Below are 23765 nucleotides of genomic sequence, written 5' to 3' on the forward strand. Positions count from 1 at the left end.
GCGTGGCGGGTGAGACGAGGAACACATCGTGGGCCAGGGCGGTGGAGGAGCACCGTGGCCGGTGCCGTCGGTGTCGACGGCCCACGCTCCGTCGGCGGGCCCCGTCAGCGTGCCCCGCCGGCGGGCGGGAACGGCGAACCGCCCGGCGTTCCACGCGCCGGGCGGTCGGTGACAGCTGATCGGCCAAGGACGGCCGAGGGTGGCCGAGGGCGGCCGCATCTCAGCCGAGGTCGATCTCCGGGTACAGCGGGAAGCCGGTCAGCAGGTCGGCGGCCCGGCGGGACACCTCGTCGGCGACCTTCTCGTCGAGGACGTGCTGGGCCTTGGACGGGGCGCCCTTGGCGGTGGTGCCGGGCTCGGCGGCGGTGAGGACGCGGTCGATCAGGGCCGCGATCTCGTCCATCTCGGCGGCGCCGAGGCCACGGGTGGTGAGCGCGGGGGTGCCGATGCGGATGCCGGAGGTGTACCAGGCGCCGTTGGGGTCGGCGGGGATGGCGTTGCGGTTGGTGACGATGCCCGAGTCGAGCAGCGCGGTCTCGGCCTGGCGGCCGGTGAGGCCGTAGGAGGAGGCGACGTCGATCAGGTTGAGGTGGTTGTCGGTGCCGCCGGTGACGAGGGTGGCGCCGCGGCGGGTCAGGCCCTCGGCGAGGGCGCGGGAGTTGTCGACGACGGCCTGGGCGTAGTCCTGGAACTCGGGGCGGCGGGCCTCGGCGAGGGCGACGGCCTTGGCTGCCATGACGTGCGGGAGCGGGCCGCCGAGGACCATCGGGCAGCCGCGGTCGACCTGGTCCTTGAGGCTGTCGTCGCACAGGACCATGCCGCCGCGCGGGCCGCGCAGCGACTTGTGGGTGGTCGTGGTGACGATCTGGGCGTGCGGGACCGGGTCGTAGTCACCGGTCAGGACCTTGCCCGCGACGAGACCGGCGAAGTGCGCCATGTCCACCATCAGCGTCGCCCCGACCTCGTCGGCGATCTCGCGCATGACGCGGAAGTTCACCAGGCGCGGGTAGGCGGAGTACCCGGCGACGATGATCATCGGCTTGAACTCGCGGGCGGTGGCGCGCAGGGCCTCGTAGTCGAGCAGGCCGGTGGCGGGGTCGGTGCCGTAGGAGCGCTGGTCGAACATCTTGCCGGAGATGTTGGGGCGGAAGCCGTGGGTGAGGTGGCCGCCCGCGTCCAGGGACATGCCGAGCATGCGCTGGTTGCCGAAGGCCTGGCGGAGCTCGGACCAGTCGGCCTCGGAGAGGTCGTTGACGTTGCGGACGCCGGCCTTCTCCAGGGCCGGGGCCTCCACGCGGTCGGCCAGCACGGCCCAGAAGGCGACCAGGTTGGCGTCGATGCCGGAGTGCGGCTGGACGTAGGCGTGCCGGGCGCCGAACAGCTCGCGGGCGTGCTCGGCGGCGAGGGACTCGACGGTGTCCACGTTGCGGCAGCCGGCGTAGAAGCGGCGGCCGACGGTGCCCTCGGCGTACTTGTCGCTGAACCAGTTGCCCATCGCCAGCAGCGTGGCCGGGGAGGCGTAGTTCTCGGACGCGATCAGCTTGAGCATCTCGCGCTGGTCGGCGACCTCCTGGCCGATGGCGTCGGCGACGCGCGGCTCGACGGCGCGGATCACGTCGAGAGCGGCGCGGTAGGCGGTGGAAGCGGTGGAGAGCGGCTCGGCTGGCATGGGGACCTCCGGACGTGGCGTTCAGCGTTCACGGTACGTACGGCCCAGGCGCACGGCACTCGTGCCGGGCGGGACCGCGAGGTCCGCCCGGGGGCCGCTTCCCGATGGTCGGTCCCATCCCAGCGCGCCAGTCACGGCCCGCGATCAGCCTACCGGGCGCCCCGCGGCACCGGGGCGCTCCGTCCACCATGCGGGCGGGCCCGGAGGCACGCCCGGTGCGTCAGAGGATCACGTGCGGCAGGAACCGCGCGTACGAGTCCGTGACCAGCCCCGCCGACTCACGGATGCCGAGGCCCGCCGCCTCGTTCTCCACCACCCAGGCGCCGAGCACGACCCGGTTGCCGTCGAAGGACGGCAGGGGCGCCAGCTCCTGGTAGCAGCACGGCTCGTCCCGTACGACGGAAGCGATGGCGGCATCGGCACCGGCACCGACACCGGCGCCGGCGCCGGAACCGGCCTCGTGCACGGTCACGCCCGCGCCCTCCCGCCCGAGCAGCGGCTTGGCCACGTACCCCGGGCCGGAGGCCAGCTCGCGCGGCCCGTCGAGGTAGGCGGGCAGCAGATTGGGGTGGCCCGGGAAGAGCTCCCAGAGCACGGCCAGCAGGGCCTTGTTGCTGAGCAGCATCTTCCAGGCGGGTTCGATCCACATCGTGGTGCCCGTGCCGCCGCCGTTGTCGAGGGTGGCGAGGACGTGCGGGGCGAAGCGGTCGGTGGTGAGCCACTCCCAGGGGTACAGCTTGAAGATGCTGCGGATGAAGCGCAGCTTCATGTCGACGAAGCGGCGCGACAGGCGGTCCCAGCCGATGTCCTCCATGGAGATCCACTCGGTGTCGAGGCCGGCCTGCTCGGCGGTCTCCTTCAGGTAGGCGACCGTCATCAGGTCCTCGCCGAGCTCGTCGCCCGCGGTGTGGGCGAAGTAGAGCGGGCTGCCCGGCGGGAGCAGGCGGGCCTGCTTCCGCCAGGCGTCGACGAGGCGCTCGTGGAGGGAGTTCCACTGGTCGGCGCCCGGGAAGCGCTCCTCCATCCAGAACCACTGCGGGCTCGCCGCCTCGACCAGCGAGGTCGGCGTGTCCGCGTTGTACTCCAGCATTTTGGCGGGGCCCGTGCCGTCGTACCGCAGGTCGAAGCGGCCGTAGACGGAGGGGAGTTCGGCGCGGCGGCGCCAGGCCTCGGCGACCAGTTCCGCCACGCGCGGGTCGGTGATGCCGAGGTCGGCGAACCGGTTCTGCTCGACGATGTGCGCGGCCGCTGCCAGGCACATCCCGTGCAGTTCCTCGACGACCTCCTCCAGTGCCTCCACCTCGGGCAGCGAGAAGACGTAGTACGCGCTCTCGTCCCAGTACGGGCGCAGCGAGTCGTCCGGGTAGCGGGTCAGGGGGTAGATGAGCCCCTGTTCCTCGACAATCTGCTGCCAGCCGGGGCGGGGTTCCAGGGTGCGGCGTTCCACGGTCGGACGTGCCTTTCGTCTTGCCTCGTACGCCTCGTATGTCTCCTACCGCGTACGCCTCGTGGGTCTTGTGCGCCTCGTACGGCGCGGCCCGTGCGTCTCGTACGGCTCAGCCGCCGCCCGAGCCTCCCGAGCAGCCGAAGCCGTCGCGGTCGACGGCCTCGCTGCGGCTGAAGGTGCCGTAGTCGGCCCAGCCGCCGGTGACGTCGGCGTCGTAGTACCAGGCGGCGTCGATCGTGCCGTCGTCGAGCTCGCTGTAGACGACGGTGCCGTCCTTCTTCTTTTTCTTGCCGTTCTTGTTCTTCTTGACGGAGGACGAAGAGCCGGAACCCGAGGAGCAGTTGCTGTCGGAGATGACCTCGTAGCCGTTGGCGATGTCGTAGCTGTAGCGGTCCACGCAGCGGCGGTCCGGTTCGGAGCTGCAGGAGGTGAGGGCCGCCGCGACGACGCCCATTCCGCCGAGTATCACCGTGCTGGACCGCAGCCGCCTGCGCTGTTCTGCCATGTGCTCTCCCCCGCTGTGCGTATGGGCCGTACGGGTGTGTGCGGTGCCCGTCCGGCGAACGATCGGCGCTCACCTTAGTGACCGTGGCCGGATCTCGCTCCGCCGCCCCCCTGCATGCACACGCCATTGTTACCTGTGCCGGTTCCCGTGTCCCCCGTGGCCGGACGTGCGCGCTGAACGCCAGACCCTAGGGCAACGCCCGGCAGAGCGCCTCCAGCGTGCCCGCCCACGCGTGGTCCGGCGGGGTCCCGTACCCCACGACCAGGGCGTCCCCGGGGCCGGCCGCGGCGGACGGGTGGCGGTAGCGGGACAGGCCGTGCACCGCGAGACCCTGCCAGGCCGCCGCGCGGACCACCGACTCCTCGGTGCCGGGCGGGAGATGGAGCACGGCGTGCAGGCCGGCCGCGATGCCGCCGACCCGTACCTCCGGTGCCCGGGCCGCGAGGGCGGCGACGAGGGCGTCGCGGCGTCGCCGGTAGCGCAGCCGGGCGGCGCGGACATGGCGGTCGTAGGCACCGCAGGCGATGAACTCGGCGAGGGTCAGCTGCTCCAGGACGCCCGTCGACCGGCCGCCGAGCCGCGCGGCCTCCGGGACCAGGTGCGGCGGCAGGACCATCCAGCCCAGGCGCAGCCCGGGTGCCAGGGACTTGCTGGCCGTGCCCAGGTACACCACGTGGTCCGGGTCGAGGCCCTGGAGCGCGCCCACGGGCTGGCGGTCGTAGCGGAACTCGCCGTCGTAGTCGTCCTCCAGGATCAGCCCGCCGGTGCGGCGTGCCCAGTCGACGGCGGCGGCACGGCGCTCGGGGGGCAGGGCGCCGCCGATCGGGAACTGGTGTGAGGGGTTGAGCAGGACGGCTGGTACTGGCGGTACTGGCGGTACTGGCGGTACTGGCGGTGTGCTGTCCCCGTCCTTCAGGTCCTGGAGGCCCTCCGGGACCTCCAGATCCTCCAGGCTCCCCAGGTCTTCCGTGCGGGGGCCGAGCCCGTCGGAGGGCAGTGGCACGGTGCGCAGGCCGGTGCGGGCGAGGAGGTCCCAGTGCACGTCCAGGCCGTACGGCTCCACGGCCAGCGTGCGGTGGCCCCGCGCGTGCAGCAGTTCGCCGAGCAGCTTCAGTCCGTGGGCGAAGCCCGAGCAGACGACGATGTGCTCGGGGTCGGCGCGCACGCCGCGGGCCCGGGCGAGATACCCCGCGAGCGCGGTGCGCAGTTCGGTACGGCCGCGCGGATCGCCGTAGCCGAGGGCGTCGTGCGGGGCGGCGGTGAGGGCGTGGCGGGCGGCTCTGAGCCATTCGGTGCGCGGGAAGGAGCTCAGGTCGGGGGTGCCCGGGATCAGGTCGTACGGGAGCCTGCCGGGTGCGCGGTGCGGGGTGGCCGGCCTGGTGGGCGGCCGGGGCACCGCACGGTCGGCGACCTGGGTGCCGGAGCCCTGGCGGGCGGTGAGCCAGCCCTCGGCGACCAGGTCGGCGTAGGCGTCGGCGACGGTGTTGCGGGCGATGCCCAGGTCGGCGGCGAGCGAGCGGGAGGACGGCAGGCGGGTGCCGGGGGCCAGGCGGCCGGTGCGGACCGCCTCGCGCAGGGCGTCGGTCAGTCCCCGGCGCAGGCCCGGACCGGACGGTTCCAGGTGCAGGTCGATGCCCAAAGTGGCCCGGGGTTTCGGCATGGAAGTGGACCATACTCCTGGGCTGCTCGGCTCCTAGGGTCGAGGGCATGACGACTGAGACGGACACCGGTGCCGGTACCGGTACGACGACCGCGGAGTACGCTCCCGAACCCACCCCGCGCCTGGACTGGGCCGAGCTCGCACCGGACGTCTTCAAGGCCATGATCCGGCTCGACGCGGCGGCCGGCCAGGGTCTCGATCCGCGGCTGCGCGAGCTGGTGAAGATCCGCGCCTCCCAGCTCAACCACTGCGCACTCTGCCTCGACATGCACTCCAAGGACGCGCTCGCGGCGGGCGAGAGCGTCGAGCGGATCGTCCAGCTGAGCGCCTGGGAGGAGTCGCGGCACTTCTACACCGGGAAGGAACTGGCGGCGCTGGAGCTGACCGAGGCGGTCACCGTCCTGACGGACGGATTCGTACCCGACGAGGTGTACGAGAAGGCCGCCGAGCACTTCGGCGAGACCGAGCTGGCGCAGCTGATCGCCGCGATCACGGTGATCAACGCCTGGAACCGGTTCGGCGTGACCTGCCGGCGCACGCCCGGCCACTACCAGCCGGGGCAGCACAAGTGACGGCCCGTACGACCTACATGGACGAGGGGGTCCGCTCCGCGATGCGGGCCCTGAGCGCCGCCGCGAAGAAGGGGTTCGGCGACCCCGCTCTCGCCGAACTGGTGCAGATCCGCGCCTCGCAGCTCAACCACTGCGCGTTCTGCCTGGACATGCACCTCGCGATCGCCCGTGAGCACGGGGTGCCGCAGAAACAGCTGGATCTCCTCGCCGCCTGGGAGGAGGCCGGGGACGTCTTCGACGAGCGAGAGCGGGCGGCGCTGGCGCTGGCGGAGGCGGTGACCGTCCTGACGGAGGGCTTCGTGCCCGACGAGGTGTACGAGAACGCGGCCAAGCACTTCGACGAGGTGCGGCTGGCCCATCTCATCGCGGTCGTCACCGTCATCAACGGCTGGAACCGGCTGATGGTCAGCCGGCGCATCCCGGCGGGGAGCACCGAATGGTGAGCGGGGTCGACAAGGCCGGCGTCTTCCGGGCACTGCACCAGGGGCGGGACCCCGGCGACCCGCTCGTCCTGCCCGGCCCCTGGGACGCCGCCAGTGCCCGGGTGTGCGAGGCGGCCGGGTTCCCGGCGCTCGCGACACCCAGCGCGGGAGTCGCCGCCTCCCTCGGGTACGAGGACGGGGCGACCCCGGCCGAGGAGATGTTCGCGGCCGTCGCGCGGATCGTCCGGGCCGTCGGCGTGCCGGTCTCGGCGGACGTCGAGGGAGGGTACGGGCTGCCGCCGGAGGAACTGGTGGAACGGCTGCTGGAGACGGGTGCCGTGGGCTGCAACCTCGAGGATTCCGACGGGGAGGGGAACCTCAAGGACCCCCAGCGGCACGCCGACCGGCTGGCCGAGGTGCGGGCCGCGGCGGGCGGCCGGCTCTTCGTCAACGCACGGATCGACACGTTCCTGCGCGGCGACGCCGATCCGGAGCGGGCCACGGAACAGGCCGTCGAGCGGGCCGCGCTGTACGTCGCCGCGGGCGCCGACTGCGTGTACCCGATCGGCGCCCCCGCCGACGTACTGCCCCTGCTGCGGTCCGGGATCCAGGGGCCGATCAATGTGCACGGCACGGTCACCGGAGGCGGCCCCTCGCCCGCCGAACTCGGCGCGCTCGGGGCCACCCGGATCACCTTCGGGCCGGGCCTGCAGCGCGCGGCCTCCCGGGCGCTGCGCGGCATCGCGGACGACCTCGCCGCACCCGCGGAGGACGAGCACGTACCGCGCCGTCGACATCCCCAGATCCCTTGACCAAGGTCAAAGGAGTATGGAGCCCAGGGCCGAGCACCTCCCCTCCACGGACGACGTCGCGCGTCTGCGCCGCTTCAACCGCTGCCACACCCGCCGCATCGGCGTCCTCGACGACCACTACCTCGGCCAGGACCGCCCCCTCGGCGAGGCCCGGCTGCTGTTCGAGATCGGGGACGACGGGGCCTCACTGCGCGAGCTGCGCGGCCGGCTCGGCCTGGACGCCGGCTATCTCAGCCGGATGGTGAAGTCGCTGGAGCGGCAGGGCCTCGTACGCGTCAGCGTGCATCCCGGCGACAGCCGGCTGCGGCTCGCCGGGCTCACCCCGGCCGGACACGTCGAGGTGAGGGAACAGAACCACCGGGCCGACGCGCTCGCCGCGGGGCTGCTCGGCGGGCTCACCCCGGCCCAGCGCGCCGAGTTGACCGGCGCGCTGGGGACCGCGCAGCGACTGCTGCGGCTGGCCTCCATCGGCGTCCGGCTCGTCGGCGGCGGGCACCGGGACGCCCGCGCCTGTCTCGACGCGTACGCCGCCGACATCGGCGAACGGTTCCCGGAAGGCTTCGACCGCGCCGCGCTCGTACGGCCCGACGAGGTGTCCGGGAAGGCCGGCGCCTTCCTCGTCGCCTACGAGGACGGGCGGCCCGTCGGGTGCGGGGCGCTGCGGCGGCTCGAACCTCCCGTGGAGCGCGCCCCCGGAACGGCGCCCCGGCTCGGCACCGGGGAGATCCGGCATGTGTGGGTGCACCCGGACGCCCGCCGCCTCGGCCTCGCCCGGCGGCTGCTCGGAGAACTGGAGAACGCGGCTCGCGAGCGCGGGTACGGGGTGGTACGGCTCGACACGCACGCCGTGCTCACGGAGGCCCAGGCCATGTACCGGGCGTGCGGGTACACGGAGATCCCCCGGTACGACGACAACGTGTACGCGGCCCACTGGTTCGAGAAGCGGCTCGTGCCCTGAACCACGCGTCGGGGGCTCGTACCCCGGACTACGACTACGCGACGGGCGGGTGCGCCGCCGCTGCCCTCGTCAGTTCCACGGCGGCCCGCAGACTCAGGTCCGGTTCCGCCTGCCGCAACGCCTTGACCGCGCTCACCGAGTCCAGGGCACCCTGGTAGCCGACCGCGGCCAGCCGCCGGTGCGCCCAGCGGGCACGCACCTCGTCGTCGGGCACGGCCGCCGCCTGCTCGGCCAGGGCGAGAGCGCGTTCCAGGCCGGGCCGTTCCGCGTCGTCCGCCTCCGTGAGGGCCTGGCGTACGGCTGCCACGACGGCGTCGGTGTCCCGCAGGACGAGGACGTTGAGCTGGTTCTTGCTGCTTCCGAACATAAGGCCATCGTGGTGGCCGGGTGCCGTGCCGATCAAGCGAGTTGAGCGGCATCTGAGGCGAGGTTCGAGGCGGTGTCCGAACCGCCAGGGCACACGGCACGGCGGCAGGCCCCGACCCGGCGAACCGGGGCGGGGCCTGCGTACGGATCGGACGGAGCCTGTGTGAACGGACCGGACGGAGCCTGCTTCAGGCCGCCGAACCGTCAGATGTCCGAACCGTCAGGTTGCCGAATCGTCAGGTCGGATCGTCAGATGAGGCCGAGCGCGCGGACCGCCTCGCGCTCCTCCTCCAGCTCCTTGACGGAGGCGTCGATGCGGGCACGCGAGAAGTCGTTGATCTCCAGGCCCTGGACGATCTCGTACTTGCCGTCCTTGACGGTGACCGGGAAGGAGGAGATCAGGCCCTCCGGGACGCCGTACGAGCCGTCGGACGGGATGCCCATGGAGACCCAGTCGCCCTCGGCGGTGCCGTTGGTCCAGGTGTAGACGTGGTCGATGGCGGCGTTGGCGGCGGAGGCGGCCGACGACGCACCACGGGCCTCGATGATCGCGGCACCGCGCTTGGCGACGGTCGGGATGAAGTCCTCGGCGAGCCACTGCTCGTCGTTGACGACCTCGGCGGCGTTCTTGCCGGCGACCGTGGCGTGGAAGATGTCCGGGTACTGGGTGGCGGAGTGGTTGCCCCAGATCGTCAGCTTCTTGATCTCGGAGACCTGGACGCCCGTCTTCTTCGCCAGCTGGGTCAGCGCGCGGTTGTGGTCCAGGCGGGTCATCGCGGTGAAGCGCTCGGCCGGTACGTCCGGCGCGGCGGCCTGGGCGATGAGGGCGTTGGTGTTGGCCGGGTTGCCGACGACGAGGACGCGGATGTCGTCCGCGGCGTGGTCGTTGATGGCCTTGCCCTGCGGCTTGAAGATGCCGCCGTTGGCCTCCAGGAGGTCACCGCGCTCCATGCCCTTGGTACGGGGGCGGGCGCCGACGAGCAGGCCCACGTTCGCACCGTCGAAGGCGACGTTCGGGTCGTCCGTGATGTCGATGCCCTGGAGCAGCGGGAAGGCGCAGTCGTCGAGCTCCATGGCGGTGCCCTCGGCGGCCTTGAGCGCCGGGGTGATCTCCAGCAGGCGCAGCTTGACCGGCACGTCCGCACCGAGCAGCTGGCCGGAGGCGATGCGGAAGAGCAGGGCGTAACCGATCTGGCCGGCCGCGCCGGTGACGGTGACGTTCACGGGAGTGCGGGTCATGGCGTTCTCCGTATGACAGCAGGCGGTGGGGCGTCCCTGCCCCGGGTGCTGGATCCCTGTCGGTCCGGTCGGGGTGGCCGGCACTCTCCGCCGGGGTGATCGATCAACGGTTTGGATGATCGATCTCTTGGCGTCAAGAGAGATCCAGCCGTCAGGCTATCGCGCATCCGGGTTTCCGCACGTCCGGGTCCGTGTGGCCCGGCCCACAACGGCGCTGTCCGTACGGCCCGGGGACCGGGTCCGCCCGGACGCCCGTCCGCACTGACTCCGCTCGCGTTCCACATGCGTTCTGCACCCGTTCCGCACGCACGGTGCTCGGATCTCGTACGGATTCCGCAGGACTCCGCACGGCTTCCGCACGGATTCGGCAGGGCTTCGGCACGGAGCGGCGGCCGCCTGCCCGGGAGAGAAGGGACGAAGACGGCCGCCATTGTGGGGGTACCGGGCCGGGAGGCGATACCTGCCTCCCGGTCGGGCCGGACTCCCGTGGGGGTACGGTCCGTCTGCCCCGGTCCCGGGCGGCCATTCCCCTCGTACGGCGATTACTTTCCGTGGCAGGAGCGCCCCCGTCCGCGTGCGCCCCCGGCTGCCCTTCCCGGCGCCCCGACCGGAGACCGCGCCCCATTCCCCTGCGCTCGCGTCACCTGCGCGGCTGCTCCGCACAGCCCTCTGCTTCTTGCGGCCCTCCACTTGCCGACTGCTGGCTGCCGACCGCTGGCTGCGGGCTACGACTATTTCGTGCAGCCCTCCTGACCCGCCTTCAGAGACGCGCACGCCGTCGCGTCGCCCGCGTCCTTCACGGCGACCATCGGGGTGTACGCGGTGGTGTCCCCGGCCGCCTCTATCGCACCGGTCTGCTCGGCGCCGCCCACGCTCACCCGGACCTCGTCGCCCTGTGCGGCGGCGGTGATGCGGGCCCAGGCGGCGTCACAGGTCCTGCTGTAGCGGACCTCGACGAGGGCCGTGCCGACCTTGACACTGTCGGTGGTCTCCACCAGATCACCGCTGCACCCCATGGCCTCGGCGTCCTTGCCGGTGCACTCCTCACCGCCGCACTTCACGCCGGCCGGCAGATCGGGGTTCGGGCCGTCGCTGGACACGGGCGCGGTCGGCCTGTCGCCGGCGGTGCCTTCCTCGCCGCCCGTGAGGAAGAACGCCGCCGCGATCACGACCAGCGCGCCGCCGACACCGGCGAGGAACATGGTGAGCCGCCGCTTGCTCCGCGCGTCCTCGGATGCGCCACTGCCGCCGGGCCGCGCGTCCTCCGGGGTCCCGGCCGGCCCGAACGCGCCGATGGGCCCTTCGGTGCCGCCGCCCGGTCCGGACGCCGATCGGTGCGCCCCCGCTCCCTGGGCACGGGACGGACCGGTCGGATCGGATGACGAGTGGGCGACGCCCCAACTCCCGCCCCGGGGATGCCCGGCGCCCGCGCCCGCACCCGCACCTGCACCCCCACCGACACCGGTTCCGGCACCCGGTTCGGCTCCCGTGCCCTGCGCGGTACCGCCCCGCCCCGCGTACGAGGACGGCGAGGACGGCGAGGGAGGCGAGGGAGGAGAGAGCGGCGAGGGCGACGGGAACGACGAGTCTCCGTACGGGCGCTGCTCCTCGCCGGGCGGCGGTGCCTGCGACGGGACGGAGGGCGGCACGGTGGGGGCCACGCCCGCCGGACCGGCCACCCCCGGCCTCGCGGCCGTACCGCGCCCCGCCTTGCCGGTCCTGCCCTTGGCGGCGGCGGGAGCGGACGCGGACGGCTGGGACCCCGTCTCACCGAGCGCCGCGCGCGCCTGGGAGATCCGTATGGCCTCCATCGTCATGTCATGACGCATCTCCGAGCGGCTCCAGGCGCGCTCGGCCAGCTCCCACATGGTGGTCAGGTGCACGGGGTTCGTCCCGGTCACCTCGGCCAGCGCCACGATCGCTCCCTTGGGCGCGAGCAGGCGGCCGTTCAGATAACGCTCCCAGGACGTCTTGCTGTAGCCCGTGCGGTCGGCCACCGCGGCGATGCTCAGCCCGCTGCGGTCGACGACTCTGCGCAGCTGTCCGGCGAATTCCCTGACCTGTGGATCGAGTTCATCGGGCAAGGCCCTCCAACGAGGCATTGCTCCCCCTTTCCCCCCCGACCGTGCTTGACCTTTCCCCCGTGTGTCCGGAAGTCCGGAACGTGCGGCCCCGGCACTGAAGTGCCGGAGTCTCGTTCGGACTACCCAGTCGGATGCGCCCGATCAGGATGTCAGTTCCCATGGCGGGGGCGCGCGGGAGCATTCGGGCCGGAGCAGGCGCCGTCGCACACCCCTCGTTCACCGTCCAGTCTCGCATCGGTATCCCGCGCCCCGATGGTTATCCGACGGCTGGGCGGGGCTCGTTGTGGCGAGGCGGGAACACCGTGGCGGAACGGTCACCTCCGTGCCACAGCGGGCTGACAGACGTTGAACAGGCCGTTCTCCGAGGAGGACCGTGGAAGCAACGGCGGCCCGTCCTTGCTCGGGGGAAAGGATGGGCCGCTGTCCTCTGCGCTCTGTGTTCTGTTCTCTACACTCTGTCTGTGCTCCGCGATCTGTGCTAACGGATCGTGTAGTGCAGGATTTGGTCCAGGAACGGGACCTTCAGCCCATGTGGCTGGGCCATCATCGCGAGCAGGACGATGGCGATGCCCAGAACCCCGTACGTGATCATGTCGGTGAACCGGGACCGTACGGCGAGCATGCCCACGTCGGGCAGGGCCCAGCGCAGCACCGCCCCGGTCATCAGCGCCACGCCGATCAGGATCGTCCCGAACCGGAACACGTCCAGAGCGGTCAGCAGCAGCCCGAGCCCGACGCCGGACAGAACGGCGAGAACGGGCCACTGCCGGGCGGGGGCGGGGGCGTCGCCGGAAGCCGCCCTGCCGCCGCCCTCGGGCCGTGCGGTGTCCCGCGTGAACATCGGGAAACGGCGCGTCACACGCCGCGGCTTCCCCTCGGCGTCGGGCGCGCTGATGGCGTCCTGGACGGTCGGCTCACCGCCGGCTTCCTGCCTGGCCGACTCATCTTCGGCGTCCCGTACGGCCGCACCGTCGTCGGCGTCCCGTACGGTCGCGCCGTCGTCGGCGTCCCGAACAGTCGCGCCGTCGTCGGCGTCCCGAACGGCCGCGCCGTCGTCGGCGTCCCGAACGGCCGCGCCGTCGTCGGCGTCCCGAACGGTCGGGCCGTCGTCGGCTTCGCGCGTGGCCGGATCTCGGCCCGCGTCGTGCGCGGCCGGCCCGTCCCCTTCAGCCCGTGGTGCTGCCGCCTCCTCCGAGGGCGCGTCCTCACCTCGTGGCCGTGCGTCCGGAGGCTCGGCGGAGTCCCGCGCACCGGTCCCGCGGGTCGCGCGGGCGGCGGCGTCGTCCTCCGGTCCGGCTCCCGCCTCAGCCGACACTGCGCTCCGCCGCCTCGACCACGTTCACGAGCAGCTGGGCCCGGGTCATCGGGCCGACACCGCCCGGGTTCGGCGAGATCCACCCGGCGACCTCGGCGACGTCCGGGTGGACATCGCCCTGGATCTTCCCCTCGGCGGAGCGCGAGACGCCGACGTCGAGCACGGCGGCGCCCGGCTTCACGTCCTCGGGGCGGATCAGGTGCGCCGAACCGGCGGCGGCGATGATGATGTCGGCCCGCTTCAGGTGCGCCGACAGGTCGCGCGTACCGGTGTGGCACTGGGTCACGGTCGCGTTCTCGCTGCGCCGCGTCAGCAGCAGCGGCATGGGCCGCCCGATCGTGACGCCACGGCCGACGACCACGACCTCGGCGCCCTTGATCTCGACGCCGTAGCGGCGGAGCAGGGTGAGAACGCCGTTGGGGGTGCAGGGCAGCGGGGCCGGCTCGTTGAGGACCAGGCGTCCCAGGTTCATCGGGTGGAGGCCGTCCGCGTCCTTGTCCGGATCCATCAGCTCGAGGATGCGGTTCTCGTCGATGCCCTTGGGGAGCGGCAGTTGGACGATGTACCCCGTGCAGGCGGGGTCCTCGTTGAGCTCGCGGACGACCGCCTCGATCTCCTCCTGGGTGGCGGTCGCGGGCAGTTCGCGCTGAATGGAGGCGATGCCGACCTGCGCGCAGTCGCGGTGCTTGCCCGCGACGTACTTCTGGCTGCCGGGGTCGTCGCCGACCAGGATCGTCCCGAGTCCGGGCGTGACGCCCTTCTCCTTCAGGGCCGCCACGCGGACGGTCAGATCGGACTTGATCGCGGCTGCGGTGGCCTTGCCATCGAGAATCTGGGCGGTCATGGCCCCATCCTCGCGGATGAACCCTTCCCTGTTCCAATTCGGCCGTCGTCACGGCCTCACCAATGCTTCACTTGCACAACAAACGGTCAATCCGACTAGACAAGGATCTGACCTTGCCAGCACGATGAACGGCGCAAAACCGCGGGTAGCGCAGGGGGGCGAACCGCTCGGATCATGAAGTTCCTCCGCTCGAACCGCATCGTCCCCACACCACGACGGAGGAATGTCGCCATGAGCTTCGGCGAACCGAACAACCCCTACAACCAACAGCCTCAGCCTCCGCAGAACCAGCCCGGCTACCCCCCGCAGACGCCTCCGTCCCCGCCCGGGTACGGCTACCCCCAGGGCGCGCCGCAGGAACAGCCCGGGTACGGCTACCCCCAGGGCGCGCCGCAGGAACAGCCCGGATACGGCTACCCGCAGGGCGCGCCGCAGGGCCAGCCCGGGTACGGCTACCCGCAGGCCCCGCCGGTCCCGCAGGGCTACGGTTACGGCGTCGGCATGGCGGAGATGCCCGGCCTGATGAAGACCGCGCGCGTGCTGCTGTTCATCATGGCCGGCTTCCAACTGCTCGCGGGGGTCGTCCTCGGCATCGCGGCCGGTGCCGTCCAGGACGTGTCCAACACGGTGGGCTCGGGTGACGACAGCAGCCTGGCCACCGGTGTCCTCATCGCCATCGCGGTCCTGGTGCTGGCCCTCGGCGCCCTGTCCATCTTCCTCGGCGTCAAGTTCAAGACGGGTGGCAACGGCATCCGCATCACGACGATCGTCTACGCCGCGCTGACGATCCTCGGCGGCGTCTCCAACTTCTTCAGCGGTCAGGGCGGTTCCGCCACCTTCGGCGGCGTCATCTCGCTCGCTTTCGGCGGCATCATCCTCGCCGCGATGGTGAACTCGCAGGCATCGGCCTGGTTCGGCCGCCCGCGTTACTGAGCGGCACACCCACCGCACTCCTCACGTCTCGGCGCGACAGGGCCGTGTCTCCCGTCCGGACGGGAGACACGGCCCTGTCGCGTGCCCGCGAGGGAGCAGCCTGGGTGCTCAGTGGAAGAAGTGCCGCGTCCCCGTGAAGTACATCGTGACGCCGGCCTTCTTCGCGGCCTCGACGACCAGCTCGTCCCGGACCGAACCGCCGGGCTGCACCACGGCCTTGACGCCCGCCTCGGTGAGGACCTCCAGGCCGTCGGGGAACGGGAAGAAGGCGTCGGAGGCGGCGTACGCGCCGCGCGCCCGCTCGGCACCGGCGCGCTCCACCGCGAGCTTCGCGGAGTCGACCCGGTTCACCTGCCCCATGCCGACGCCGACCGAGGCGCCGTCCTTGGCGAGCAGGATGGCGTTGGACTTGACGGCCCGGCAGGCCTTCCAGGCGAACGCGAGCTGCGCGAGCTCGTCCTCGGACAGCGCATCGCCCGTCGCGAGGGTCCAGTTGGCCGGGTCGTCGCCGTCGGCCTGGAGCCGGTCGGTGACCTGGAGCAGCGCGCCGCCGTCGATCGGCTTGACCTCGACCGGGGCGGACGGCGCCTCGGGGGCGCGCAGCACGCGGATGTTCTTCTTCTTGGTGAGGGCTTCGAGCGCGCCGTCCTCGTAGTCCGGCGCGACGATGACCTCGGTGAAGATCTCGGCGACCTGCTCGGCCATCTCCTTGCTGACCGGCCGGTTGACGGCGATCACGCCGCCGAACGCGGACAGCGGGTCGCAGGCGTGCGCCTTGCGGTGCGCCTCGGCGACGTCCGCGCCGACCGCGATGCCGCAGGGGTTGGCGTGCTTGATGATCGCGACGCAGGGCTCGGCCTGGTCGTACGCGGCACGGCGGGCGGCGTCCGTGTCCGTGTAGTTGTTGTACGACATCTCCTTGCCGTGCAGCTGCTCCGCCTCGGCCAGGCCGCCGGCGTGAGAGGTGTAGAGGGCGGCGGGCTGGTGCGGGTTCTCGCCGTAGCGGAGGGTGTGCGCGCGCTCCCAGGTGGCGCCGAGGAAGTCGGGGAACTGCGAGTCGTCCACGGGGGCGTACTCGGAGGCGAACCAGGAGGCGACCGCGACGTCGTACGCGGCGGTGTGCTGGAAGGCCTCGGCGGCGAGCCGCTTGCGGGCGGTCAGGTCGAAGCCGCCGTCCTTTACCGCGGCGAGGACGTCCGCGTACCGGGCGGGGCTGGTGACCACGGCGACGGAGGGGTGGTTCTTGGCGGCGGCGCGGACCATGGACGGGCCGCCGATGTCGATCTGCTCGACGCACTCGTCGGGCGTCGCGCCGGAGGCGACCGTCTCGCGGAACGGGTAGAGGTTGACGACGACCAGGTCGAACGGCTCCACGCCGAGCTCGGCGAGCTGCCGCTGGTGGTCCTCCAGGCGCAGGTCGGCGAGGATGCCGGCGTGCACCTTCGGGTGCAGGGTCTTGACCCGGCCGTCCAGGCACTCGGGGAAGCCGGTGAGCTCCTCGACCTTGGTGACGGGGACGCCGGCGGCGGCGATACGGGAGGCGGTGGACCCGGTGGAGACGAGGTCGACACCGGCCTCGTGGAGCCCCTGGGCGAGCTCCTCCAGTCCGGTCTTGTCGTAGACGCTGACGAGCGCCCGGCGAATCGGCCGCTTGTTGCTCTCGGCGGTCACTGGATAACTACCTTTCGTCCCTCAATGCGATAGCCGTTGCGGGCGAGGCGCCCCACGACATCGACGAGCAGCCTTCGCTCGACTTCCTTGATGCGCTCGTGCAGCGCGCTCTCGTCGTCCTCGTCCCGGATCTCCACCACGCCCTGCGCGATGATCGGCCCGGTGTCGACGCCGTCGTCGACGAAGTGGACGGTGCATCCGGTGACCCTGGCGCCGTACGCGAGCGCGTCCCGCACGCCGTGGGCTCCCGGGAAACTGGGCAGCAGGGCGGGGTGCGTGTTGACGAACCGCCCCCCGAACCGCGCCAGGAACTCCTTCCCCACGATCTTCATGAACCCGGCGGAGACCACGAGGTCCGGCTCGTACGCGGCGACGGCCTCGGCGAGCGCCGCGTCCCACTCCTCGCGGGTGGCGTGGTCCTTGACCCGGCAGACGAAGGCCGGCAGTCCGGCCCGCTCGGCGCGGGCGAGTCCCTCGATCCCGCCGCGGTCAGCGCCGACGGCCACGATCTCGGCGCCGTAGGCCCCGGGACCCGTCTCGGCGATGGCGTCGATCAGCGCCTGCAGGTTCGTACCGGATCCGGAGACCAGGACGACAAGGCGTTTGGCCGCGGACTCGACCACGGGTCCGGCCACGGACTCGGCCACGGGCTCGGCCACGAAGGGGCCCTTTCTCGGGGAGCTTGTGTATTCGTACGAACGCTTCGCGCCCCGGGATACGGGGAAGTCTACGAAGCGGCCGACCGTCAGCAACGATACCGGCACACCACAGAACCCCCACGGGACGGGGGCGTGGCCGGAAGGTAGCGTCTGGGGAGCATCCGCCGGGGCATGCGGCTCGACACGGGGAACGCCTCCCTCGCGTGGGACGTTGACCAGGACGGGTACGCATGTCCGTCGACACCGATCCCGCATACCGACCAGTCACCCATACCGATCCCGCTCCGCTGACTCCGCTCCCACTGACCTCGCTCGCTGACTTCGCTCCCACTGACTCCGCTCCCACTGACTCCGCTCATCGATCCGCATACCGATCCCAAGGGGAAGACGCACACCTGATGCCGGACCGCAGCCTCCGACTCCCTCCGCTCCTGCTGCGTGAGCGGCACTCCTCCGCCCAGAGTTCCGGATCACGCTCGGGCGAGGAGGTGCCCACGTCGCCGCCGCAGGGGGGCCAGGACGTGTCCGGAACCGGGCAGGACACCGGCGGCGGGTCCCGGGCCTCCTCCGACGACAACCCGTTCGCACCGCCGCCCGAGGGCACGCCGGACCGGCCGTGGCAGCCGCGCCGGCCCGCGGGCGGGCAGGGCGCGGGCGGCGAGGGCGGTGAGGGCGACCGTTCGCCGTGGGGCAGCCAGTGGAGCGACCGGCAGCCCGGCCGTGCCACGGGTGGCGGGTTCGGTGAACGGCCTCGCCCCTCCGGTGGACAGGGCGGGCAGGGCGGCCCCGAGGGCGGGCCGGGTGCCGGTATGCGCTGGGACCCGACGGACCCGGCCCAGCGGCGCGCGCGGTTCGCGCTGCTCGCCGGCATGTGGGCGTTCTTCTTCGCCCTCTTCGCCTGGCCGTACGTGGCGCTGCTGCTCGGCGCGCTCGCCCTCCACTGGGGCATCAGCTCCCTGCGTGCCAAGTCCCGCCGCTCCGCGGACCCCGACGTCCCCGCTCAGCCGGATCCGAGCGCCCGCCCCCAGACGACGGCGGCGATCAGCGGCCTGGTCCTGGCGTCCCTCTCCCTCGCCATGGTCGCCGCGACGTTCACCGCGCAGCTGGTCTACCGCGACTACTACGTCTGCACGAGGGACGCGCTGACCGCGGCGGCGAACGAGTCCTGCGAGAAGCATCTGCCCGAGGAACTGCGGGGCATCCTGAGCACGCGCTGACGTCCGGCGCGGTCTCGTCCGAGCGGCCGCGGTCGGTCCCGCGCGGTCCGCGGCCCGTCGGCTACCTGCGGTCGGGTGGCTGCGGGCCGGGGACCGGGTCCGGGCCGGTGGTGTGGTGCTCCGGCTGGGGGGTCGCCGCCTTCTGGAGGGCTGCGTCCACGAGGCCCACGGCATCCACAGCACCCACGGCGTCCACCGGAAGGAAGTCGTACGGCTCCAGCACGGCCTCCTGTGGAGTGGTTGAGGCGGCTGGGGCTGCGGTGCCTGGGGGTGCTGGTGCTGGGGTGGCTGAAGTCGCTGGAGTGCCTGGACCGCCGGTGCTCTCCGGCGCGGACCCGGGGCCAGGTGCCGTCTTCCGCCGCACGGACCACGAACCCAGCGAGAAGCCTCGGCGGCGGAGTCGCGGGCGGCCTCCCCGCGCAGTCGTCCGCCCCCACCCGAACCCTTTCGTCACGACGGCGCCCGCCTGCGCCGTACGCCTTCGGGCCGGTGCCCTCCCCCGTCGCTCCCGCGCCCGCCACGCCCGTACCCCCAGCGCCACCGGTACCCCCGTCAGCGTCGTCCAGGCCACCGCCGCGGCTCCCGTCTGCCACCACACCGGCCCCACATGGGTGAGTGTGGCGACACCCAGGCCGCCGCCGGACAGCGCGGCGAGCCCGGCCACGGTGAGTCCGCACAGTACGGACGCGAGAACCGTCGTGGCGAGGGTCCGGGGGACGGACCACGCCGCGCCCCGGCCCCCGCGAGCCGCGGCCGCGGCAGCAGCGGCGGCCGCGGTGAACCAGCCCACCGTCGCCCCAGCGGCCAGCGGCACCGCGCCCACCGCCCACAGCAGCGGCGTCCCGTACACGCTCGTGCCCGCGTCCGGCACGGCCGACAGGAGCGGGAAGGGCAGCAGCGGGGAGTCGGGCGGCGCCGGAGAGAGCGGCGCCGCCATCCGGCCCGCACCCAGCGCGAACCCGGGCCCGAGCCCGTACGAGGCCGCCCACACCACCGCATTCGGCACCAGGGCCACGCACAGCAGCAGTACGGCGAACCGGCCCGACCACACCTCCGTGAGCCGGAGGAAGGACGTCCGGCCCGTGTCACCGTGCAGTACCAGGGACAGTGCCAGGAGGAGGGCGCCCCCGCCGGCCAGTACGGCCGTACCCGCGCCCGCGGCCCGCCCGGCCACCGCCAGTCGCTCCCGGGCCGCCGGGCCGGGCCAGCCGCCGGACCGCCCCCCGGAGCGCCCGCCACGCCATGCCGGCAGTGGGCCGCGCGGGCGCCCGTACGCCGTCCACACACCCGCGCCCGCCGCGCCCGCCGCCAGCAGCGGTACGCACACCACGGCCCATGGCCAGGACGGGCGCGGCTCGCCGCCCAAGGCATACAGCGCGACCGCTCCGCCGACGGCCACGTACGCCGTCACCACACCCGCCCACGCCGTGCGCGGCGAGTCCGTGGAGTCGTCCACCGCGTCACGTGCCGCCCGGTGCACGAGCCACGCCGGAAGGGCGAGCAGCAGGAGCGGGGTGACGCCGACGGGGGCGGGGATGCCGGAGAGCGTGTCAGCGCGGACGAGTTCGACGCCGTGGGCGAGCAGCCACAGCGCCGCCGCGACATGCAGCACTCCGCCCGGCCCGCTGTCCGGGTACGGCGAGGTGATCCACAACAGCGTCACCAGCACGGCGAACGAGCCGAGCCCGACCACCGCCGCGACGGCTCCGCCCAGCAGGCCCGCGGCCAGTCCGGACGGCTGTCCGGGCAACCTGCCGGCTGACGGTACCCAGGCCGGCAGGGAACGCGGCGACCGGCGACGGGGGGACGGCGGGAGAGCCGGGGGAGCCGGGGGAGCCGGGGAAAGGTTGGAACCGGCCGACGCTGTGAAGCCCGTGAAGTCTGTGGAGTTCGTGGAATTCGTGGAGCCTGTCGAGCCTGTCGAGCCTGTGGAGTCCGTCGCGTGCGTCACGACGGCCATGCTGCCAACGACACGCGCTTTCCGGGTGTAGCGCCGTAATCATGGATGTGTCGCTCAAAATGCGTTTATGTGGTTTTTCGTACGCAAGGGAGCGAAGGCGACGAGCGGTCCGGCGGCCCTCGGCCAGGGCCCGCCTCCGCCGACGCCCGCCCAGGCGTTCGACGCCCTGTACGCGCTCAGCTCCCCCGCCCTCGTACGGCAGGCCCTCCTGCTCACCGGCCGGCCGCGGCTGGCCCGCGCGTCCGTGGAACGCGCCTTCCAGCTCGCCTGGCAGCGCTGGCCGGAGGTGGCCGTCGACCGGGACCCGACGGGGTGGGTGCGGGCCGCGGCACACGAGTACGCGCTCTCCCCATGGCACCGGTTGCGCCCCTGCGGGAAGCCCTCGGCCGGCCTGCCCTGCCAGGCCCTGCTCGACGTACTGCTGGAGCTCCCGCCCCCGTACCGGCGCACCCTGCTCCTGCACGACGGTCTCGGGCTCCGGCTGCCCGAGACGGCCGCCGAGACCGAGGCGAGCACGCCCGCGGCGGCGGGCCGGCTGCTGCACGCCCGGGAGGCCGTCGCCGCGCGTCTGCCGGAGCTGGCGGACACGGAGCAGCTGCGGCGCCGGCTGCGTGAGGCGGTGGGCGAGGAGTACGAGGCGGTGGCCGAAGGGCGCGAGGCAGCTGGCGAGGGACTCGGACCGACGGGCGAGAGACTCGGGCCCGCGGGCGAAGGGCTCGGGCCCGCGGGCGAAGGGCTCGGGCCCGCGGGCGAAGGGCTCGGGGCAGCGGGCGAAGGGCTCGGGGCGAACGGGCACACGGTCCGGGCGGACCTCGTCCGGGCCGGCAGCGAACGCCGGGCCCGGCTCTGGGTCCAGGCGGCCGCCGCCTTCACGGCCCTGCTGATCGCCACGACCGCGCTGACCCTGCGGACCGCGCCCGACCGCTACGAGGCGCCGGTCTCCCCGGGCGAGACGGTCGAGGGGGTACCGCCTCGGGTGGCACCAGGGCCCCTGTCCCACGCGCAGCTGGAGCTGCGCGAGAAGCTGCGTCTGGAGACGGCCCGGGGTCCCCATCGCCTGGTGCCGCAGGGACGCTGAACGCGGGCGGGCCCGCACCCTTGTCGAGGGTGCGGGCCCGTCGCCGTACGGTCAGCGCGGCTGCCGGACGGTCAGCCGTTGAGGATCTCGCGCGCCAGCTTGGCCGTCTCGGTCGGGGTCTTGCCGACCTTGACGCCCGCGGCCTCGAGGGCCTCCTTCTTGGCCTGGGCCGTGCCGGAGGAGCCGGAGACGATGGCGCCGGCGTGGCCCATGGTCTTGCCCTCGGGCGCGGTGAAGCCCGCGACGTAGCCGACGACCGGCTTGGTCACGTTGTCCTTGATGAAGGCCGCGGCCCGCTCCTCGGCGTCGCCGCCGATCTCGCCGATCATGACGATCAGGTCGGTCTCGGGGTCGTCCTGGAAGGCGGCCAGGGCGTCGATGTGCGTGGTGCCGATGATCGGGTCGCCACCGATGCCGACGGCGGTGGAGAAGCCGATGTCGCGCAGCTCGTACATCATCTGGTACGTCAGCGTGCCGGACTTCGAGACCAGGCCGATGCGGCCCGGCTTGGTGATGTCGCCCGGGATGATGCCGACGTTGGACTGGCCCGGGGTGATGATGCCGGGGCAGTTCGGGCCGATGATGCGGGTCTTGTTGCCCTTCGCACCGGCGTACGCCCAGAAGGCGGCCGTGTCGTGCACGGCGATGCCCTCGGTGATCACGACGGCCAGCGGGATCTCGGCGTCGATGGCCTCGACGACCGCGTCCTTGGTGAACTTCTCCGGCACGAAGATGACGGAGACGTTGGCGCCGGTCTGCTCGATGGCCTCCTTGACGGTCCCGAAGACGGGTACCTCGGTGCCGTCGAAGTCCACGGTCTGCCCCGCCTTGCGCGGGTTCACGCCGCCCACGACGTTGGTGCCGTCGCCGAGCATGAGCTTGGTGTGCTTCATGCCGGTGGCGCCGGTCATGCCCTGGACGATGACCTTGCTGTCCTTGTTGAGCCAGATAGCCATGGTGTGTTGGTGTCCTCGTCCTGAGTGCTTACTTGGCGGCGTGGGCCAGCTCGGCGGCCTTGTCGGCCGCGCCGTCCATGGTGTCGACGCGCTGGACCAGCGGGTGGTTGGCGTCGGTGAGGATCTTGCGGCCCAGCTCGGCGTTGTTGCCGTCGAGGCGGACGACGAGCGGCTTCTCGACCTTCTCGCCGCGGTCCTCGAGGAGCTTCAGGGCCTGCACGATGCCGTTGGCGACCTCGTCGCAGGCGGTGATGCCGCCGAAGACGTTGACGAACACGGAGCGGACGTCCGGGTCGCCGAGGATGATCTCCAGGCCGTTCGCCATGACCTGGGCGGAGGCGCCACCGCCGATGTCCAGGAAGTTGGCGGGCTTGACGTTGCCGTGCGCCTCACCGGCGTACGCGACGACGTCCAGGGTGCTCATGACGAGACCCGCGCCGTTGCCGATGATGCCGACCTCGCCGTCGAGCTTGACGTAGTTGAGGCCCTTCTCCTTGGCGGCCGCCTCGAGCGGGTTGGCGGCGGCCTTGTCGTGGAGCTCCTCGAAGTCGGGGTGACGGAACTCGGCGTTGTCGTCCAGCGACACCTTGCCGTCGAGGGCGATGACGTCACCGGAGGCGACCTTGGCCAGCGGGTTGACCTCGACCAGGAGGGCGTCCTCCTTGATGAAGGTGTCCCACAGCTTGACCAGCACGTTCACGACCTGGTCGGCGACCTCGGCCGGGAACTTCGCGGCCTCGACGATCTCGCGGGCCTTCTCCTCGGTCACGCCCTCGATGGCGTCGATCGGGGTCTTGGCGACGGCCTCGGGGCGGGTGGCCGCCACCTCCTCGATCTCCATGCCGCCCTCGACGGAGGCGATGGAGAGGAAGGTGCGGTTGGCACGGTCGAGGAGGAAGGAGACGTAGTACTCCTCGACGATCTCCGGCGCGGTCTCGGCGATCATCACCTTGTGGACCGTGTGGCCCTTGATGTCCATGCCGAGGATGTCCGTCGCGCGGGCGACGGCCTCGTCCGGGGTGGCGGCGAGCTTCACGCCGCCGGCCTTGCCACGACCACCGACCTTCACCTGCGCCTTGACGACGGACTTGCCGCCCAGACGCTCGGTGATCTCGCGCGCCGCCTCAGGCGTGTCGATGACTTCACCGGCCAGCACCGGTACATCGTGCTTGGCGAAGAGGTCCCTCGCCTGGTACTCGAACAGGTCCACGCGCTTCCGTCCCTATCAGTGATCTCGCGGTTCGTTGGATGCGTGGGCGTGCCGCGAAGGGCAACGTGACGTCCGCTCTGTCACAAGGGGTGCGCACACGGTGTCCGAGCGCGCGGCATGTCCGTCTCGCAGGTTATCGCCGCTGACGGAGGGTCTCTAAATCACAGATCACACCTGAGCGGTGATAC

The 23765-nt window shown here is 72.4% G+C and carries 21 protein-coding genes and 1 riboswitch; of the genes, 7 read left to right on the forward strand and 14 right to left on the reverse strand.

Annotated features, from left to right (window positions below):
• Positions 1–220 precede the first annotated feature (220 nt).
• The 4 genes from IE242_RS04125 to pdxR form a co-directional block, all read right to left on the reverse strand.
• Entirely contained in the window at positions 221–1669 is a 1449-nt protein-coding gene (locus tag IE242_RS04125; RefSeq protein WP_189855341.1) for a glycine hydroxymethyltransferase, read from the reverse strand.
• Positions 1670–1704: 35 nt separating this feature from the next.
• A riboswitch (ZMP/ZTP riboswitch) is annotated at positions 1705–1814 on the reverse strand.
• A gap of 75 nt (positions 1815–1889) precedes the next feature.
• Positions 1890–3116, reverse strand: coding sequence for a glutathionylspermidine synthase family protein (locus tag IE242_RS04130; protein ID WP_189855343.1), 1227 nt, complete (start codon positions 3114–3116; stop codon positions 1890–1892).
• Positions 3117–3225: 109 nt separating this feature from the next.
• Positions 3226–3621 (reverse strand): hypothetical protein, encoded by a 396-nt coding sequence (locus IE242_RS04135; RefSeq protein WP_189855345.1) that lies wholly within the window; start codon positions 3619–3621, stop codon positions 3226–3228.
• Positions 3622–3808: 187 nt separating this feature from the next.
• The gene (gene pdxR, locus IE242_RS04140) at positions 3809–5281 is read right to left on the reverse strand and encodes a MocR-like pyridoxine biosynthesis transcription factor PdxR (RefSeq protein ID WP_189855346.1); all 1473 of its coding nucleotides are present in this window, start codon (positions 5279–5281) and stop codon (positions 3809–3811) included.
• 47 nt (positions 5282–5328) lie between these two features.
• Here pdxR and IE242_RS04145 point away from each other — a divergent pair, with 47 nt between their 5' ends.
• Genes IE242_RS04145 through IE242_RS04160 form a run of 4 tightly spaced genes read left to right on the forward strand, consistent with a single transcriptional unit; the run spans position 5329 to position 8045 of the window.
• Positions 5329–5853 (forward strand): carboxymuconolactone decarboxylase family protein, encoded by a 525-nt coding sequence (locus IE242_RS04145; protein WP_189855347.1) that lies wholly within the window; start codon positions 5329–5331, stop codon positions 5851–5853.
• Positions 5850–6296 (forward strand): carboxymuconolactone decarboxylase family protein, encoded by a 447-nt coding sequence (locus IE242_RS04150; protein WP_189855349.1) that lies wholly within the window; start codon positions 5850–5852, stop codon positions 6294–6296. The genes IE242_RS04145 and IE242_RS04150 overlap by 4 nt, the downstream gene beginning before the upstream one ends.
• Positions 6290–7087 (forward strand): isocitrate lyase/PEP mutase family protein, encoded by a 798-nt coding sequence (locus IE242_RS04155; RefSeq protein ID WP_189855351.1) that lies wholly within the window; start codon positions 6290–6292, stop codon positions 7085–7087. Before IE242_RS04150 ends, IE242_RS04155 begins: the two co-directional genes overlap by 7 nt.
• A 16-nt stretch (positions 7088–7103) precedes the next feature.
• Positions 7104–8045, forward strand: a complete 942-nt coding sequence (locus tag IE242_RS04160) for a bifunctional helix-turn-helix transcriptional regulator/GNAT family N-acetyltransferase (RefSeq protein ID WP_189855353.1) — start codon at positions 7104–7106, stop codon at positions 8043–8045.
• Between the two features lie 34 nt (positions 8046–8079).
• Here IE242_RS04160 and IE242_RS04165 read toward each other — a convergent pair whose 3' ends face one another.
• From IE242_RS04165 to IE242_RS04185, 5 genes are all read right to left on the reverse strand, one after another.
• Positions 8080–8412: a hypothetical protein gene (locus IE242_RS04165; protein WP_189855355.1), complete on the reverse strand. Its 333-nt coding sequence runs from the start codon at positions 8410–8412 to the stop codon at positions 8080–8082.
• 248 nt (positions 8413–8660) lie between these two features.
• Positions 8661–9650: a malate dehydrogenase gene (locus IE242_RS04170; RefSeq protein ID WP_189855357.1), complete on the reverse strand. Its 990-nt coding sequence runs from the start codon at positions 9648–9650 to the stop codon at positions 8661–8663.
• Positions 9651–10381: 731 nt separating this feature from the next.
• Complete coding sequence (locus IE242_RS04175) at positions 10382–11752, reverse strand: helix-turn-helix domain-containing protein (RefSeq protein WP_189855359.1); 1371 nt, start codon at positions 11750–11752, stop codon at positions 10382–10384.
• Positions 11753–12212: 460 nt separating this feature from the next.
• Entirely contained in the window at positions 12213–12629 is a 417-nt protein-coding gene (locus IE242_RS04180) for a DUF3017 domain-containing protein (protein ID WP_189856390.1), read from the reverse strand.
• A 409-nt stretch (positions 12630–13038) separates the two neighbouring features.
• Entirely contained in the window at positions 13039–13893 is an 855-nt protein-coding gene (locus IE242_RS04185) for a bifunctional methylenetetrahydrofolate dehydrogenase/methenyltetrahydrofolate cyclohydrolase (protein ID WP_189855361.1), read from the reverse strand.
• A gap of 231 nt (positions 13894–14124) precedes the next feature.
• Here IE242_RS04185 and IE242_RS04190 point away from each other — a divergent pair, with 231 nt between their 5' ends.
• Positions 14125–14826, forward strand: a complete 702-nt coding sequence (locus tag IE242_RS04190; protein ID WP_189855363.1) for a hypothetical protein — start codon at positions 14125–14127, stop codon at positions 14824–14826.
• A gap of 108 nt (positions 14827–14934) precedes the next feature.
• On the opposite strand, the gene purH is transcribed toward IE242_RS04190, so the two are convergent.
• Entirely contained in the window at positions 14935–16497 is a 1563-nt protein-coding gene (gene purH, locus IE242_RS04195) for a bifunctional phosphoribosylaminoimidazolecarboxamide formyltransferase/IMP cyclohydrolase (RefSeq protein ID WP_189855365.1), read from the reverse strand.
• Positions 16494–17156, reverse strand: coding sequence for a phosphoribosylglycinamide formyltransferase (gene purN, locus IE242_RS04200; RefSeq protein WP_229858150.1), 663 nt, complete (start codon positions 17154–17156; stop codon positions 16494–16496). The genes purH and purN overlap by 4 nt, the downstream gene beginning before the upstream one ends.
• Positions 17157–17554: 398 nt before the next feature.
• Here purN and IE242_RS04205 point away from each other — a divergent pair, with 398 nt between their 5' ends.
• Positions 17555–18373 carry a hypothetical protein gene (locus tag IE242_RS04205; protein ID WP_189855367.1) on the forward strand — a complete coding sequence of 273 codons (819 nt, stop codon included), beginning with the start codon at positions 17555–17557 and terminating at the stop codon, positions 18371–18373.
• A 61-nt stretch (positions 18374–18434) separates the two neighbouring features.
• Here the strand turns inward: IE242_RS04205 and IE242_RS04210 are convergent, their stop codons facing one another.
• Positions 18435–20123, reverse strand: coding sequence for a cell division protein PerM (locus tag IE242_RS04210; RefSeq protein ID WP_189855370.1), 1689 nt, complete (start codon positions 20121–20123; stop codon positions 18435–18437).
• A 277-nt stretch (positions 20124–20400) separates the two neighbouring features.
• Between IE242_RS04210 and IE242_RS04215 the strand changes: the two genes are divergently transcribed.
• Entirely contained in the window at positions 20401–21411 is a 1011-nt protein-coding gene (locus tag IE242_RS04215; protein ID WP_229858153.1) for a sigma factor-like helix-turn-helix DNA-binding protein, read from the forward strand.
• A gap of 71 nt (positions 21412–21482) precedes the next feature.
• On the opposite strand, the gene sucD is transcribed toward IE242_RS04215, so the two are convergent.
• Positions 21483–22367 (reverse strand): succinate--CoA ligase subunit alpha, encoded by an 885-nt coding sequence (gene sucD / locus IE242_RS04220; protein WP_189855372.1) that lies wholly within the window; start codon positions 22365–22367, stop codon positions 21483–21485.
• Positions 22368–22395: 28 nt separating this feature from the next.
• Positions 22396–23577, reverse strand: coding sequence for an ADP-forming succinate--CoA ligase subunit beta (gene sucC / locus IE242_RS04225; protein ID WP_030571521.1), 1182 nt, complete (start codon positions 23575–23577; stop codon positions 22396–22398).
• Between the last annotated feature and the right edge of the window lie 188 nt (positions 23578–23765).

The organism is Streptomyces poonensis (assembly GCF_014650915.1).
Taxonomy (GTDB): domain Bacteria; phylum Actinomycetota; class Actinomycetes; order Streptomycetales; family Streptomycetaceae; genus Streptomyces; species Streptomyces poonensis.